The 15066-nt window shown below is 44.7% G+C and carries 11 protein-coding genes; 5 read left to right on the top strand and 6 right to left on the bottom strand.

Annotated features, from left to right (window positions below; translation table 11 throughout):
• Positions 1 to 4: 4 nt before the first annotated feature.
• Complete coding sequence (locus tag QUB24_RS06725) at positions 5 to 3208, bottom strand: hypothetical protein (protein WP_333151782.1); 3204 nt, start codon at positions 3206 to 3208, stop codon at positions 5 to 7.
• An 88-nt stretch (positions 3209 to 3296) separates the two neighbouring features.
• Between QUB24_RS06725 and QUB24_RS06720 the strand changes: the two genes are divergently transcribed.
• Positions 3297 to 3755 (top strand): four helix bundle protein, encoded by a 459-nt coding sequence (locus QUB24_RS06720; protein ID WP_333151780.1) that lies wholly within the window; start codon positions 3297 to 3299, stop codon positions 3753 to 3755.
• Positions 3756 to 4061: 306 nt separating this feature from the next.
• Here QUB24_RS06720 and QUB24_RS06715 read toward each other — a convergent pair whose 3' ends face one another.
• The 3 genes from QUB24_RS06715 to QUB24_RS06705 all read right to left on the bottom strand — a co-directional run bounded on the left by QUB24_RS06715 (position 4062) and on the right by QUB24_RS06705 (position 11173).
• Positions 4062 to 4673, bottom strand: coding sequence for a hypothetical protein (locus QUB24_RS06715; RefSeq protein WP_333048761.1), 612 nt, complete (start codon positions 4671 to 4673; stop codon positions 4062 to 4064).
• Between the two features lie 136 nt (positions 4674 to 4809).
• Positions 4810 to 7218 (bottom strand): hypothetical protein, encoded by a 2409-nt coding sequence (locus QUB24_RS06710; RefSeq protein WP_333151778.1) that lies wholly within the window; start codon positions 7216 to 7218, stop codon positions 4810 to 4812.
• A gap of 421 nt (positions 7219 to 7639) precedes the next feature.
• On the bottom strand, positions 7640 to 11173 hold the full coding sequence (locus QUB24_RS06705) for a hypothetical protein (RefSeq protein ID WP_333151776.1): 3534 nt from the start codon (positions 11171 to 11173) through the stop codon (positions 7640 to 7642).
• A gap of 174 nt (positions 11174 to 11347) precedes the next feature.
• Between QUB24_RS06705 and QUB24_RS06700 the strand changes: the two genes are divergently transcribed.
• Positions 11348 to 11587: a hypothetical protein gene (locus QUB24_RS06700; RefSeq protein ID WP_333151774.1), complete on the top strand. Its 240-nt coding sequence runs from the start codon at positions 11348 to 11350 to the stop codon at positions 11585 to 11587.
• 244 nt (positions 11588 to 11831) lie between these two features.
• Here the strand turns inward: QUB24_RS06700 and QUB24_RS06695 are convergent, their stop codons facing one another.
• Both QUB24_RS06695 and QUB24_RS06690 read right to left on the bottom strand, forming a co-directional pair.
• A complete protein-coding gene (locus QUB24_RS06695) occupies positions 11832 to 12455 on the bottom strand; it encodes a siphovirus Gp157 family protein (protein WP_333151772.1) in 624 nt (207 codons plus the stop codon).
• 2 nt (positions 12456 to 12457) lie between these two features.
• Positions 12458 to 12631, bottom strand: coding sequence for a hypothetical protein (locus tag QUB24_RS06690; RefSeq protein WP_015179625.1), 174 nt, complete (start codon positions 12629 to 12631; stop codon positions 12458 to 12460).
• Positions 12632 to 12696: 65 nt separating this feature from the next.
• Between QUB24_RS06690 and QUB24_RS06685 the strand changes: the two genes are divergently transcribed.
• The 3 genes from QUB24_RS06685 (at position 12697) to QUB24_RS06675 (ending at position 14710) form a co-directional block, all read left to right on the top strand.
• Positions 12697 to 13824 carry a hypothetical protein gene (locus QUB24_RS06685; protein ID WP_333148364.1) on the top strand — a complete coding sequence of 376 codons (1128 nt, stop codon included), beginning with the start codon at positions 12697 to 12699 and terminating at the stop codon, positions 13822 to 13824.
• 73 nt (positions 13825 to 13897) lie between these two features.
• The gene (locus QUB24_RS06680; RefSeq protein ID WP_333147739.1) at positions 13898 to 14308 is read left to right on the top strand and encodes a hypothetical protein; all 411 of its coding nucleotides are present in this window, start codon (positions 13898 to 13900) and stop codon (positions 14306 to 14308) included.
• 54 nt (positions 14309 to 14362) lie between these two features.
• Positions 14363 to 14710 (top strand): transposase, encoded by a 348-nt coding sequence (locus QUB24_RS06675; RefSeq protein WP_333147741.1) that lies wholly within the window; start codon positions 14363 to 14365, stop codon positions 14708 to 14710.
• Positions 14711 to 15066: the final 356 nt, after the last annotated feature.

Below are 15066 nucleotides of genomic sequence, written 5' to 3'. Positions count from 1 at the left end.
CCGTCTAGCTAGCAATAAGGTCTTGATGAGATTTGTGTTCCTTGATATCTGTGACTGCATTCTTGCCAATATTGGCTAATGAACGTCCCTCTTTAACGGCTTCTACATATTCAGAGGCAAATTGTTTGAGTGCTAGCAGTTGCCCTTTTAACGTATTGGGATATTGAGCCATCACTCGTGCGCGAGCCATCAATTCAGCTTGATTGTTAGCCACACTTGCTAATATCATTTCGCCTGGATAGTATCGGCTTTGCCAGAAACGACCTCCTTTTTCAATTAGCCAATTTGAATAAAGGTCGGCAGCTCTGGGAAGGAAAGCTTCTGTCGCGTTTTGGCTAATAATTTCAGCCGGATATGCCAAACGTTTGATCCAAGAAGTGGCTCCGTTTGATGTCAATCTTCCGGTAATTCGATACACCATGTTTTGCATAATCATAGTTCCCGCACTACAATCGCAAATACTGTCGATATCTTGGGATAGCAAGAGCACTGAAATGCCATTCTTTCTACCCACTGCACAGAGTTCGCCTACTACTTCAGCAAATCCATCTTTTTTAAACAAAATCGAAAGTTCGTCTCCGATAAATAGGCTTTTAGGGTGAGAAAGTGCGTTGCGGATGCAAGCAGCGTGGGCGTTAATGGCCATTAAATACTGGTCTTGTTCGTTACCCAAACCGCTAAGGGCAAAAAACTTAACAGCGGGTTCGGGTGAAAATGTACTCGGTCTGCCAATTGCTTTCCCTAAAGGTGAGGCTAGTAATGCGTTGCATTGAGTGATAATTTGGTTGATGGCAATGCGGTCGAAGTCGGTAAAGTTTGGCAGATTTAGTTGCTCTTTTGTGCAGAATTTCAGGAGGTTTGTGAGGGTTGGCATTTCTTGCCATTCGGGAGATTTCCAGCCTTTTTCAAAGGCAGTATTGTAGCGCTCGATAATTTCTGGGTCTTCCAGAAATTTTTTCAGAGTTAGCAGCAAAATGGCATCGACTCGCTGCGCTAATTTTGGGTCGCGGACTTTACCCATGCTGATAATAGTCAGCGCTTTTCTGATAAACTCTTTCCATTGGTCTAGTCGGCGCGATCGCTCTTCTCTGTCAAAACGCCTCAAATCGGGTATTTCGAGTAGATTCGAGCTGCCAGAGGTGATGTCGTAGTACGCACCGTCGTCGCCTAACAGTTTCACTGCGGTCTCAAAGGTACTGCCGCTTCCTGCTGAGATGTCCATACCGACTACTGGAATATTAGCGGCTAAAGCATCGACCGCAAATCGCCATCCTACAACGCTTTTACCGCAACCGGATTCACCTGTAATAACGGCGCGGCTGGTTTGGTTGTGCATGAGGTCAACGTACACGGGTTTGCCGCCTTTGGTAATGAATTCAACTCCTTTTGAGTCGATGTCCCTTACAGCAGTTAAGGGCAAAATACCGGGGACAGTTTCGGTGTCTAAGGTGAGGCGGCGTTCGTTAATTAGCGAACTGCTGTGCAGCAGCCAGCTTACAGTAATGGGCAAAGTTTCTAGCCACAGTTGCCAAGCAATGTTGCGCTCTCTTAATACCTTGGCAGAGCCGAAGCTGTGGGAGAGCATTTGGCAAGCGTGTGTTAGTTGCTCCGGTGTTGGTCGGTAGACTAAGAAGGTGACAGCAGCGTGAATTGCTCTTGCACCTTTGTACATTTTTTTCTGGGCTTCAAAGGATTCTTCCTGTTTGACTTCTGCTCCTACATCGCGACCTTGACCTTTTTCTAAAGCGCGTTTTTTGGCAGTTTTAGATTGTTTAGCTTGCCTTGCTAAGTTGTCTTGAATAATAAAGTTGGGAGCGGCGCTAATTTCGACAACGGCTTCAGTATCGCGGACGTAGCTGTTGCTCATAATTTTCCAGAGCCATTGCAGTTGCTCTCTGGTATTGAGCCAGCCGCCGGGGCCCTCTTCCATTGTTAGCACGCCGCATTCTGCGTTTCTGCCGGGGAGCAAAATGCGTGAGCTAGCTTTTCTGTGTTCCGGGCAGCTCGAACGGCCGCTCATACCTTCAATTAAAATGGTGCAGGCGTGTTTGTGACTGTTGAGGGTTTCGGTTAGTTTGTAGTCGGACGCGGTTTCTTTTAAGGTGAGAAGTTGGGGAATAGGGGGTACGGGTGCGCTGTTGAATTTTTGCCACAGCCATCCCCACAATGCTTGGGCATTCATGGGTTGAATTTCCAGTCCAATTTTGGTGTTTAGCAAGAGTTCCCACCGGATGTAGCCTTGCTCGAAAGCGTCGAGCAGCAGTTGTTTGTAAAAGCGTTCAGAGTAGATGCGCTGGTTGCCTGTAAATTGTGCAGCAATGCTGTTGGCTGTGTTGATAATTCCATTGATGAATTTACTCAGAGGGTCGTTGGATTTGGAGCCAGATTGAGCGTTGAATGTCCAAGTGCAGAAAATAGTTTGGTTCCACAGTTGTCTGGTGCCTGCTAAGTTGAGTTCTTGAATGCGTTTCTGTTCGTTACGAACGAGTACAGAAATGGGTTTGAGGTGACAGTTGTCAGCCAATTCAGTTAACTGTTGTTGGCGAAGGCAATCGCTGCTGTAGCAGCCGGTGTGAAAGGTCATTTTTTCGCCTGGGGGAATGTCTTTTAGCCCTTCTTCTAAGGCGGTGGCTGCATTGTTTACTTCATGGCGGTAGAGAATGTTGTGAAAGCCAGCCGTCTCGAATCCGAATACAATTTGGTATTGACTGCCTTCATTCAGTAAGTAACCAGAAACTTCTCGACCATCCTTTTGGATAGTGACTAAACACAGGAGGTTTTGGTAGTTTTGGAAGGGCATAAGTCGGCTGTTACCTCCTTGTTGAGTGGGAGCAACTTTGGGTTTAAGTTTGACTCGGACTTGTGAATCGCTGATTCGGTGGCGAATCGGGTTTGGTCGGTGTTGGGGAACGGGAGAAAGGTATAAAAGATTACCGTTGTACCACTCATTCCCCGGCGGAGGTCTAAACCTGTCTACAAAAAGGTGAGGTTTGTTACCTGTCAGGAGCCACCAGCTTACAATTAGCCAGAAAGTAGTGATGAAAAACCAAGGCATTCCTAAGCTGAATAAGCCGTTGGTGAGGAGGTAGGAAATTACGGTGATTAGCATCCAGGGAATTAGCTGTTCCGCTGGAATAATGCCGATGCTGGCTTGTTTGCCGAGAATTTTGTTGACGGAAATAAAGTCTTTATCTGGGTCTTTAAGCATGGTAATAGGGGGAGGGAAAGAGGAGGGGGAGAGTGGGGGAGGGGGAGAGGGGGAGAGTGGGAGATTCGGAGAGGGGGAGAGTGGGAGAGTGGGAGAGGGGATAATAGAAAGCGGAGTTAAGAAATTAGAGCTTGAAATGAACAGAAAACCAATTCAATCCCACCGAGATTTAGAAGTGTATCAGCTTGCATTAGATGTGGCTATGCAGATTTTTGAACTCTCTAAAAAGTTTCCTATTGAGGAACGATATTCATTGACAGATCAAATTCGTCGGTCTTCGCGTTCTGTTTGTGCCAATTTGTCTGAGGCATGGCGTAAACGGCGTTATGAAGGAGCTTTTGTATCCAAATTAAGTGATTCTGAAGCTGAAGCTGCTGAAACTCAAACTTGGATTGAATTCGCTGTTAAATGCAATTACTTGGATGTTCAGGTTGGTAGAGAGCTGTATCAACATTACAATCAAATACTGGGTACACTGGTCAACATGATTAATAACCCTTCTATGTGGCTCCTTCCAGTGTCAAAAAACCATACTAAGAGTCGGTGAACGAAAGAGTGGGAGAGTGGGGGAGTGGGGAGTGGGGGAGAGAGGGAGAGGAGGAGAGGGGGGGAGAGTGGGGGAGGGGAAGAGGGGGAGAGTGAAAGAGTCAAAGAGTGGGAGATTAGAGGTGTGCAGTAAACAGCAAGCTGTTTGAATTTTTAGGTAGATGGCAGTTACATAATCCCTCATTTCTATTCAATTGGGTGAGTATATGTTAGATGTTGAAGCCCTCTAGTTTTTATCGGGTTGTTGCAAGTTTTCAAACTTCTCCCCCTCTCCCCCTCTCCCCCTCTCCCCCTCTCCCATTCTTCCCTAAGCTCCTCCACCTCCGCCATTGCCAACGAACAGAAAAGTTATTACGTCAACGGCAATTACAATGGCAAAGGCTAAGGCAACTTGGGTAACAATTGGTCTCCAGTCATTACCTTGTTGTGCTTGGTTGTAGGCGAAAAGAGAAGCGGCTGCTACTAACAAAAGAAATGCTCCGCGAATTAAGTTGAAAATCAGTTCGATGACTTCGGTATCAATAGCTTCGCCTCCTGCTGAAGAGGCTCCTTCTGCGAGTTCTTGCATAAATTCTTCTAAGCCGGAGAGGAAGAGGGCGTTGGCTGGGGAATCGAGTACGGAGCAAAGCGCAGTAGAGGTGATAATGGCAGTGGCAATGTGCCAAAAGCGAATTTTGCAGCCAATGTATCGCTCTACAATGGGAATAGCTCTAGTGAGATGCCATAAACTCAAAAATACAATGCTGGAGCAGCCTAAAGTCGCAATTAAGAGCGGGTCGTGAATGCTGAAGTAGATGAGTGAGGTTAGGCAAATGCCGAGGAATGGAATGTCGCCCAGTTTGATTTTCTGTTGTTTTAACCAGCGTGATAATGAGTTGCGGTTTCGTTCATTTCTTGTTTGGTCTAAGTAAGTAGCCATGTCACTATCTCGATTAATTTAGTGCTTTAATGCTAATTTAAGTTGCATCTAATCCCTGCAAAATCGCCAAAAAAGGTGATTTTATACAGTGAGAGTGACCCCCTCCAAATGGAGGGTGCAAGTGAAAAAAGTTATTTCAAATTTCCATTTCGGTCTCAGTTTTTCTCGCTTCCTGCTTGTTGGAGTTCTGGCTTGGAGCAAGTTGCTGTTGGGAGAGGAGATTTTCAACTACTTCTGGTGAAATGTCGCACAGAAGTACCTCAAGATTACCTTTTTGGAGGCTGGCTTCAAAAACTATCTCGCTGTGAGAGTTAAAGCCTTTGACAGTACCCTTCGACTTGGATTTATCGCTGAATTCGACTTCAAAGTCGAGGCGCGAGCCTTGGGAATCGGTAAAGCTGACTTCATCTTGATTGCTTCTCTTTACCATTTCAGCTAGACGTTCTTGGTTGAGAGCTTGTTGAAAAATCTTTAAGCGGTCGAGTTCTTCTTTTTCTTCAGGTTTTAGGAAGTCGTTTGTAACTTCCCATTCTCCAGTTTTATTCTGTACTGCTGAAAACAGTTCCTCGCCTTCCTTAGTTTTTAAGCTGACAGCGGTAGAGGAGTCAAAATTTGTTACATAAAGTTTGGCTTGTCCAAAATCAACCCCGTCTTCTAATGCAATGCCTTCCGCATTTGCTTCTTCTTCAGCTAGGCTGTAAATTTTTGCCAGTGTTGCTGCAAGTTGGGCGTCCTGAGTAAGATTTTGGGCTGTCACAGTGATTTTTTTAGCAGTAGCGCTAGCGCTGTTGCTAGCTAGGATTGTTGATTCTAATGAAATTTTTTCACCTATTTCTGTTGCGTTTTGTACGAATTGGTCGCTGAGGGATGGAGTTGAGCTGTCGGGTGGTTCTAATTTTGCCTCGCCAGCTTGAACGCCTGTCTCGCTTTTTTGAAGAGAAAGTTTGTTCTCTAAAGCTTCTATTCGCTCTTCTAGGGTATCGAGTCGCTTTTCAAGTCGGTTGAGTGCTTCATTTATTTGTACGAGCTGTTCTTCAAAACTCGCCTCTGTGTCAATCTTAATAGAAGCCGTTTTTTCAGAATTGTTGTCTCTCACACGACCGGAAATTTTATCAACTTTTCCGTGGACTTTGCTAACAGCTTTAGCTAAGAGCATACCGGGTGTTGAGACAAATTCGGCATCCGGTTCAGGTAAGATGTTTTGTTCTGGTTCTGGCTCCGGTTCAGCTATTGGTAAAGCTTCGGATTCAACCGTTGCATCTGCAACTGAATCCGCTTCAGCCAAGTTGGTAACCCGCTGCGACAGCGAGTCAGCTCGCTGGCTTTGAGCTTTGAGCCTTTTGACAATATCGGCAACTTGGCGCTCTTTTCCAGCCCCAAGAGCAGCTTCTATAATTTGAGAAGCTGCTTTTTTCCCCATCAGAGTAGCGAGAACCGCAACTTGACCGCTCAGGCCGCTGACGGTTGTACCTTCTACCTCACTTCCAGAAATGGCTGTTCTACCACTAACTTGTACAGCAGCATCGAGGATACTATCGATGTTCTGGTCGTTTGATTTTTTGCCTTGAGGTTGCTGTTGGCTGGTTCGGGTTTTTGAAGGTGTGCGTGCTAAGGATTCAGCAACTTCTACCGCTTCATCTGTCTGAAGTTTTCTTTTGGCTTGGGATTTAGCTGATAATTCTTCGTCTTCCAAATCTTCTCGCTCAGAGTTTTTAAGGTGGCTTTTAGTTTGAGGCTTAGCTTTAGGTTGAGGTTTTTTGACTTCAAACTCATCTAACTCACTTAGCTCATCTCTCGGAGAGCGGCTTAAGGCTTTAGATTTAACCAGTGGTTCTTCCGACTCCAACTCCTCTACGTCATCTTTTCGGGGTCTTCTTTTGGTTTGAGAGTTGGGTGATGGCTCGTCGTCCTCCGAATTTTCTATTTCATCTTTTTTGGATTTGATATTGGCTTTAGATTTCGATTGGTGCGATGGTTCATCATCTTCTAAGTCATCTAGCAAATCGTCTTTTTTAGACTTGTTTGCCGTTTGAGATTTCGATCTACGCGAGGGTTGCTCATCCTCTAATTCATCTAGTAAATCGTCTTTTTTAGACTTAGTTCCAGCTTTAGATTTAGACTTGGGGGAGGGTTGCTCCTCATCCAATTCATCTAGTAAATCGTCTTTCTTAGACCTTGTTTTAGTTCGAGGCGAATCGAGTAATGCTTCAATTCCTGTTTTAGTAAATCGGTTGTCGTCCGGCTCTCCCAAGTGCTCCATCATGTACTTTCCTGTGGTAGAGCCGTACTCGGGTCGATCGCTCAAACTGAGGACGAGTCCGTTGTGCTTGACCTCCACGCTAATGCCAGGTTTGCCGTCTGCTTCCGTTAGTTCTTCAATTGCATCGGCAAAATCTTCTACGCTGGTGAGTCCGTTTTCCAGGCAGTAATCTAAAGCTTTCTCGCAGCGATTTCTTAGGTAGTTGAGGATTTTCTTGCCCTCGGCTGTGTTAGGGGTGATGTAGTTTCCCTGGCTTCGGCTTCGGTATGCTGTTTTTGTAGCCATAATCTTTGTGGCGGCGTGAGTGGATATTTCCCATGAAATTCGAGCAGTATGGCTAGTGACTTCACTCTAAAGTGCGGTTTTGGGGAGTTAAAGTGACCCCCTCCAATCGGAGGGGGAAGGCATTGATTAAGCGGAAGCAAAAGAAGTGTCATATCATATCCGTCAAAATACCCATAACACCGCAGGCTTCAATCTGTGTTGTACGAATGTCCTCAAGGGGGGTCAAAGTCGAATGTGTCTTTTCTTGCCTCATTCGACTTTGACCTCCGACAAGCAAGACACATTTAGGCAACACGCATTGAAAAGGTTTGCGCTTTTTCTATGATTTGCATGAGCCTGTATTTGTAAATTCGCCACAGCAAAGTAATAGAATTGCAATTACGGTCTAGTTACCGGACATAATATGACTTCCGAAATTACGTTAAAGTTGTGCGTCGGCAACTCTAATTGTTGAGGATGTGGCTGCTAATTCAGCATCGACTTTTAAGAGATATTTGAGAAAGTGAGCGCTGCTATTTTCCGAAAGCTTCTTAATAAATTGACCTGTTTTCAAGTCAGCAGCTAAGACCGGATTATCAGTTTCATCTCTGACTAAACACCTAACATTGTTGCGAGATTTGCTAATAAAAGCTGTCCAGTTTCCCACAGGAATTGTAGTTTCTCCAGTTTGGTTATATGCTTCACAAATCGCATCTTTCAGCAATTGTGAGAGGTAGGCGGGGCTGGCAGCAATGTCTTGGGATTGAGACGGTGGTTTGTTTTGGGTAGGGGTTGGCGATACAAGCGATCGCTCTTGACAAGGAGTTGGCGATACGGATAGCGATCGGTCTTGACAAAAGGTTGGCGGGACTTCTGAAAGTTCCTCAACTGATTCAATTAGTTGCACAGAGCTAGGGTTGATGTTTAAGATCAGAGCGCTGCCTTTAGGCGAGGGTTCAATAGTGGCCTCAAAGGTAGTGCCGATCGGCAATTTAGGTGAATTAGCAGAGAACATAGCTAATTCTTGTCCGTCAAGGAGGACAATAGCGCTGCCGTCGCGCCTCGAACCGCTACCGCTAACAGAACCCACCTCAAAAGTCAATGTTTTCTGCCTCCATTTGGGACTGCTAAAGTCAACATCTTTCAAGTCATTGTACTTCTGCCCAATCAGTTCAGCTCTGTCAAACTGAAAGGTTTGCAATTGCTGGCAAATTTCATCCGTAAATAGGTTGAGAACCAGTGCTGCTTTAGGTGTTTGGTTTTGGGACTCAAGCCAAGTATAATCAGCAGGAGCTACAATGCGGGAACTGACATCTTTGGTTCTGCCCAGACCATCACGGTAGGTTAAGTCTAAACTGTCGATGTCATTGGCATTCCCGCCAAACTTCTTCTCAAGAATTCCCACCAGTTTATCGCTGGGTTCAATTAAGGCAAAATTGACCATTGGCAGGCTCGGATGCAAAGTTGCTTCATATTTAATGCCTTTGCTGTCTAACAATTCTTTCCAATGTCCAGCTAAGTCTTTGCCAACTGGCTGTCGCTTCTTATCCCTGACAGTCTTATTGCTGCCGTCCCGTTCAAATTCCTCGAAAGGGACGCTCAGAACGTAAGTGTCTTTTGGCATTGCTTCGTGGAGTCGCTCGTACTCAGGTTCAAGGTTGAATTCAATCAGCAGTTGGCGAGAAAGTTCCTTACAAGCTTTGCGAGGGACTTCTAAGTTGGGATTTGCGGTTTCGACGTGCCACATAGCACTAGCAGCTAAAAACCGTTCTTCAGGGTCAGTCCAAGCTTCAGTTACATCGGCTCTTAAGCTCTCGTATAACTTGCTGACGGCTTCTTTAATTGCCTTAGAATCGCCGCCGCACTCCAAGTGAATTTCGCCCATCCTTTCTCGATAGCGTTCCTTAATATCTTGCGCCCACCTGACATAATGTTTCTCCCATTTTTCTCGCTCATCTAAGTCAGAAGGAGACTCAAACAAGTAGCGAAATTCGTCGCGGTGACGGCTTTTTAGACGAGTCGGTTCCCACTCAGGGTTAACAGCCTCCCTAGCAATGCAATTGATAGCGGTGCCGTCTCCTATAGGTAATGGCACCGTTTTGTAAAGCCTGGGGTCGTCTTTGTAGTCAAATAGGTAGCTTGGGTGCTGTTCTGACCACTGCTTAGCCTTGGACAGCAGGGTGGGGTGGTGGTCTTCGGTACGAGTAGCACTTTTGGGACTGTCCACTTCAATTTGCAGGGCATCAAATAGCTTTCCAAGAAGCTGCCGCTTCTGTTGATTGAATAAACTTTCTGGCTGTCCCGGTTCTGCTGCTGACGATTGCACTCTCCCGATTAAGGTAGCAACCCAGCCGATTTTATTTTGGGCGATCGCTACGGCAATTTGCCGCAATTTGGTATACTTGCGATCGCCATTACTATCGGTAGCTTTATTGTAGTCAACTTTCTCTCGCTTCTCAACTGCATCGTACTCATTCTCTTGATTAGCGTGCCTGGTTTCAGATGCGATATTCGGCATTCGGGAAGCAGGCGTAATCACTAATTGATCGCCGTCAAAATCACATTGATGATGCTGCATGGCTTGGTCAGAGCGAATGAAAACGCACCCTTTGTATTGCGTTAATGCGCGATGGCTTTTGTTGTCTACTGTGTAGCGGCGGATGTTATCTTTACTGACAATTGGGTATCGGGTAACGATGACTTCTGTGCCGTGTCGCAAGTGGGGGGCAACAATTGTACCGGGCTTGAGGCTTTCACAAGGTTGAGCCATTGCTGAACCATGATGAATTGCTCCTTTAATTGCTAAGTCTTTCCACTTTTTAGCCAGTTGTTCTTGCATGAAATCGACGACTTTGGGAAAGTCGAGGAGTTGACCGAGTTTGTCGTTCCTCAAAATTGAAATTAGCCGGGATTCGTTGCGTTGGGCTTTTTCATCTGTTTCGTCTTCTAATCCGCTGCTGTCTTCGTGAAGGCTAGATTGAAAAGCAGCTTTTTTGTCGTGCTGCTCCACTAAGTATTTGGCAAGTTGCAGCCGGTTATTTTGCAAGTCAGCTAGCTTTTGGGCTTCAATTTTGGTCGGTGTCGCGATGTCAGCCCCAATAGCTGCTTCGGAATACCAAATCGAAAACTGCCAGGAATTTTCGTATTCAGTTACTTTGGCGTTGCCTCGATTTCCCAGTATAGCTTTGGGAAATTCGTAGTCGCCACAGGGGATAAGTTCAGCTAATTGCAATGCGGCAACTCCTTTGATAGAGGAGCGATCCATGATGATATCATAACCCAAGTCGGAGGTTAAATTAGCATCAGGCAACAGCGTTCCTTTGGCAAGAAAGCTAATTTCTGGAGTGTGGCAGTCTTCTTGTCCCCATTCCTGCATCCAGGCAAATCTGAATTGAAAAGGTCGGTTGTAATTCCCTCCTAATTGTTGGGCTAGTGCCGGTGAAATTTTACCGTGACAGTCTCCGGTTTTCCACTTATGAGCTTTCGCTTTTTCACTCTGGTTATCGCTTTGAGAATCAACAATTTTGACTCGCAAGGTTTCGCCGTCAAGGGAGCTATCTAACAATTTGGCTCCTTGGTTGCAACTGCTAACTAGCAGTGAGCCGTAGCGACAGGCGTGGTCGGGTTGAGTTTTGAATACGCTCAACAGTTTGGTTGAGAGTTCAATGTCTGCAAAGTACACATTTTTGCCTGAGCTGAAAGCAACTCTTCTGGTAATACCATCTCCGAAATCGATGTTTTTCAGAGGGTCGAAGCTGCTATCATTTGGGTCTGGTTTAACGATGCTTAGGGATGCTAATTCTTCAGGTTCAAAAAGCAGTTCAAGCAGGGAGTTACGCAGCACTTCTGATTCAGCTTGGTATCGCCCCTTTGCTCTACCGTCAGTCAAGGACATATCAAAGACTGGGATTTTTAGTCCTTCCCCAGCTACCCATTCTGTGGAGCGATATTCGGGGGTAAGTTTTCTTCTGCTCATTGATTAGCTCCTGAATCCTAGTTTTTACATTTTTAGGACTTACGCACAGTAATAGTCCAGATTTTGACAAGGTTGTTCCTTCACAAATTCCTGCTACTGAGTGATATTTACCCCCTCCAATTGGAGGGGTTTAGAAGAAAGAAGTAGCGTGTTACAATCAGAATGACAATCCCAATGTGGAGAAAAAAAGTGAAAGTAGTTCGCACAACTACGGCTATGGAAAGCCAACGGGATTATTTCTCTGATAGCGATAGCGATGCACTTGCTCGCGTTGCTTTTGGAGAAGGTGAAAACAGTCAGCAGTTTGGAGGTTTGAGTTTTGATGCTGACGGGGTTATTAAAGATAGAGTGTCAAAGTTGTTCAACGTCACCGAAGAACAAGTGGAGAACCCTCAATACTGGATTGATTTGTAAGAGATACCGACCGAAATTAAGTCTTCGCTCTTACAAAACAAACGTGTCACATTGTAATACCATTTGTAAAAAGTCTTGCTACAATCTGCATCGTTGGGTTTATTTCACGAAATCAACCTACTGTTGCTACTGTTGCTACTGTTGCATGACTTTTCATAAATGGTATAATTCGGAGGTGTCTAATTCGGATATGTCTAATAATTCAGGTGTCAAATCAAGGCCTTCCTGACACCTGAAAAGATGGCTAACGCCGTTTTTTGGACGGCGTTTTATCCGAAGAACGACTCTCAAGCGTCTGGTTGGCTTGAAGAGAGTGCAAATTGTTACCGGGAAGCAAGCTGTAAACCACTTTGCGCTTGCGGAAAACCCTAGTGCCATCTACAGGCATTCCTTTTTTCCAAGCGTCTGCAATCGCCTTTTTGTCGGCAGAAATTACGGTTTTGGTTTCGACTCGGCGATAGGGTTCTGGCAGTTGAAATGGGTCAATCAAAACTTCACAGGTAGGCGGATTTTCCTTGACAGTAATGCGGCGGTGTTTGCCAATAACTTCGGAAGTTAACACGCCGCACTCGTTGAAGTAGAGAACGGTTTTGTCTAAGCGCTCTCTCCACCCCTGGAGTTTGTTGAGAGCTCTTGAATGCAGTTCTATCAAATACTGCATTCGCGCTGTAATTCCTGCAATTTCGGCATCAATTTGGTCGGCTAAGTCGGCATGGGCATCAACAGCGAGTTCCTGGGTTTCTTGGGTTTGCCAAAGGGATTGCAGCAGTTGGTCGATTTCTTCTGAGCTTTCTGCAGATTCTAGTTGATGCCAAACTTGAGCCGCAGTTATTGAACTTTGAGCAAGCGTCGCTGTGGCTAAATTCATGCTTAGTATCCTCCGTTGATGCAGGTGTGATAATAATCGCGGCGTTCTTCGAGTTGAGTAAGCGCAGCCATTGTTTCCGGGTCGGATTTAAGAGAGATTTGTTTGTCCTTTTGAATTTTGCTAACTGGTTGAGAATGAGTTAAATTTTGTGAGTTTGACTGGGTGATTTTTTGCATACAATTCAAAAAACTTTCTTAAAAATAGCGCGACCGCGCTCTTAAAAAAAGGAGTATTTAAAGTTATGAATTATCCTATAGTTTTTTACCCAAAAGTGGTAATGCAATTCTGCCATCAATATCCTTTGCCAGAGGCAACTTCTAGTTGTGCCACCTCATCCCAACTTCAAGAAACTCAACAATTCGAGCAACCTGTTGTTTTGCTGACTCCGCCTCAACCACCTGTGGTGTTACCTGTCAAGTTGCTGTGGTTAATTTGGGTGTTTTGGCTCTATGGTGCGATCGCACTTCCGCTATTAGCTATTTCTTGGGGTTGGCTGTGGTGGGAAATGCTGTTGGTAGTAGCTGCTTATTCATGTTTAATTGCGGCTGCTTATAGTTATGTGTTTGGTTGTCGCCAAAAGCTGGTATCCAGGTATAAGCAGCAAGTTCTTGAGTACAAACAACAAGAGATGTTATCCCAACAAGAGATATTATCCCAACAAAAAAGATTATCCCAACAAGAGATATTATACCAACAAGAGATATTATCCAACCAACAGCAGGAATTTTCTAGTTTTAAGCTAGGAAAAGAAGGGTTGCAGACAGTTTTTAAAAGTGTAAAAATTGACTTACATCACAGAAATCGAGCGCTCAAGGATTTGATGTCACTTCGGGTTAGTCCTAATGGCACATCTCAAGCTCGGCAAGGAGTGAGTGAACAACGCTTTTTGCAATACTTACAGCAATATTTCGAGGAAGTTGTCCAAGCAGCAGAGTTTAAAATTCCGTTATCTCAGAGGAGCTATTCAGCAGATTTTACTGTAATTCACACTCCATCTGGACTCGGAATTGATGTCGAGATTGATGAACCTTATGCTGGCAAATCTAAGAAGCCCACTCACTGTTGCGATGCTGACAGGGATATGCGCCGCAATCAATTATTCTTAGAGTGGAATTGGATTGTGGTTAGGTTTACTGAAAAGCAGGTGGTTCAGGCTCCTTTGAGCTGCTGTAAATTCCTGGCGATTGCGATCGCCTTTGTAACGGGCGATCGCTCTTATTTAAAGCAACTGGAAACTCAACCCGATTTGCTGAGCGTCAAACCTTGGACAACAAGAGAGGCAAGGGCTATGGCTAAAAGCAACTATCGCCTTACTTATTTACCTGGATTTGGTGTCGGTTCTGCTTGCGATCGGCTTTCAAAGTTTTGATTAAGCACACGCAATATCCGAGTTATTGACTGCGATAAATGTTTATAATTAATACAAAGGAGATAAAATAGATATGCTGTCATTTGAAGAGGGGTTCATTGAAAGTCAACAACTCAACCAAAGACTTTTGCAAACGATTCGCTTAGTTGGAGAGTACAAGGGAAAGCAGGAGTTATTTAAGCAACAAGCGCCACAAGTTTTAGGCACTTTGCGCCAAGCTGCGGTTATTCAGAGTACCGAATCTTCTAACCGCATTGAAGGAATTACTGTGCCGCTAGAACGGATTAAGAAATTAGTAACTGAAAAAACAACGCCGCGCGATAGTTCAGAACAAGAAATTGCGGGTTATCGGGACGTGCTAACTACAATTCACACCAATTATACCCACATTCCTTTTAGTACAGGGTTTATTTTATCAGAAAAATTGGGTTTAAAGCCCCGTCCTTCTAGGACGGCTTTAGTTTCTATAAAGTGTAAAGAATGATTAAACATACGCATTTTGTAAACATAGTGTTTCGTAATACGGTAAGATATTTGAATGATAACATTAGAGTTTAAGTTGAAAGCCAAAGGGAAGCAATACCGAGTCATTGACGAGATGATTAGGACGGCTCAATTTGTCCGAAATAAAACTCTTAGGTATTGGACAGAGAATCAAGGGGTTAAGTTAGTTGACCTGTACAAACAATGCGCCATTATGGCAAAAGAGTTTGAATGGGCAGGTAAGCTTAATTCGATGGCACGTCAGGCTTCTGCCGAACGTGCCATTTTTGCTATCCAACGTTTTTGGGCTAATTGCTTTCGCCAAGAAACCAGGAAAAAAGGGATACCCGCAGTTCAATTAGAGGGTTGCAGGAAAGGTGTCCGACAGTGGGCATTGATTTAATTCGCCGTTTATTGCGCCGGGAGAGAGATGCTGGGCGTTTGCAATGTCGGGGGCGAGGGGTAGATGCTCGCTGGCAAAAGCAGTAGCTACAGAACTTATGCACAAGCAACTGCGTGTTGAGTAGAATCATAAAACTCAACACTCAGTTGCAACTATTTATGCAATTAGTAAGTTGTACTGCATTTAAATTGTAGAGCTCAATGACCTTCAAAAATTGTCAAATCCTCTCTCCCTCGAACACCATAGACCAATATGCTTGGGTTAAGAACAATCTGACTTTTAAAAGATGCATATATTGCCATAAAATCGTAACAGAGATAGAATTCGTTAGAGAGCGTTAACCCAAGCGTATTGCA

This window comes from Microcoleus sp. B9-D4 (assembly GCF_036705105.1).
Classification (GTDB): Bacteria; Cyanobacteriota; Cyanobacteriia; order Cyanobacteriales; family Microcoleaceae; genus Microcoleus.
Note: the sequence above shows the minus strand (reverse complement) of the source record. Positions and strands in the feature narration are given on the sequence as shown.

Excerpts from the sequence above, each read along its gene's own strand:
- QUB24_RS06710 (WP_333151778.1), bottom strand. The coding sequence starts at position 7,218 with ATGGCTACAAAAACAGCATACCGAAGCCGAAGCCAGGGAAACTACATC.
- QUB24_RS06715 (WP_333048761.1), bottom strand. The coding sequence starts at position 4,673 with ATGGCTACTTACTTAGACCAAACAAGAAATGAACGAAACCGCAACTCA.
- QUB24_RS06725 (WP_333151782.1), bottom strand. The coding sequence starts at position 3,208 with ATGCTTAAAGACCCAGATAAAGACTTTATTTCCGTCAACAAAATTCTC.
- QUB24_RS06695 (WP_333151772.1), bottom strand. The coding sequence starts at position 12,455 with ATGAATTTAGCCACAGCGACGCTTGCTCAAAGTTCAATAACTGCGGCT.
- QUB24_RS06680 (WP_333147739.1), top strand. The coding sequence starts at position 13,898 with ATGCTGTCATTTGAAGAGGGGTTCATTGAAAGTCAACAACTCAACCAA.
- QUB24_RS06705 (WP_333151776.1), bottom strand. The coding sequence starts at position 11,173 with ATGAGCAGAAGAAAACTTACCCCCGAATATCGCTCCACAGAATGGGTA.
- QUB24_RS06700 (WP_333151774.1), top strand. The coding sequence starts at position 11,348 with ATGTGGAGAAAAAAAGTGAAAGTAGTTCGCACAACTACGGCTATGGAA.
- QUB24_RS06675 (WP_333147741.1), top strand. The coding sequence starts at position 14,363 with ATGATAACATTAGAGTTTAAGTTGAAAGCCAAAGGGAAGCAATACCGA.
- QUB24_RS06690 (WP_015179625.1), bottom strand. The coding sequence starts at position 12,631 with ATGCAAAAAATCACCCAGTCAAACTCACAAAATTTAACTCATTCTCAA.
- QUB24_RS06685 (WP_333148364.1), top strand. The coding sequence starts at position 12,697 with ATGAATTATCCTATAGTTTTTTACCCAAAAGTGGTAATGCAATTCTGC.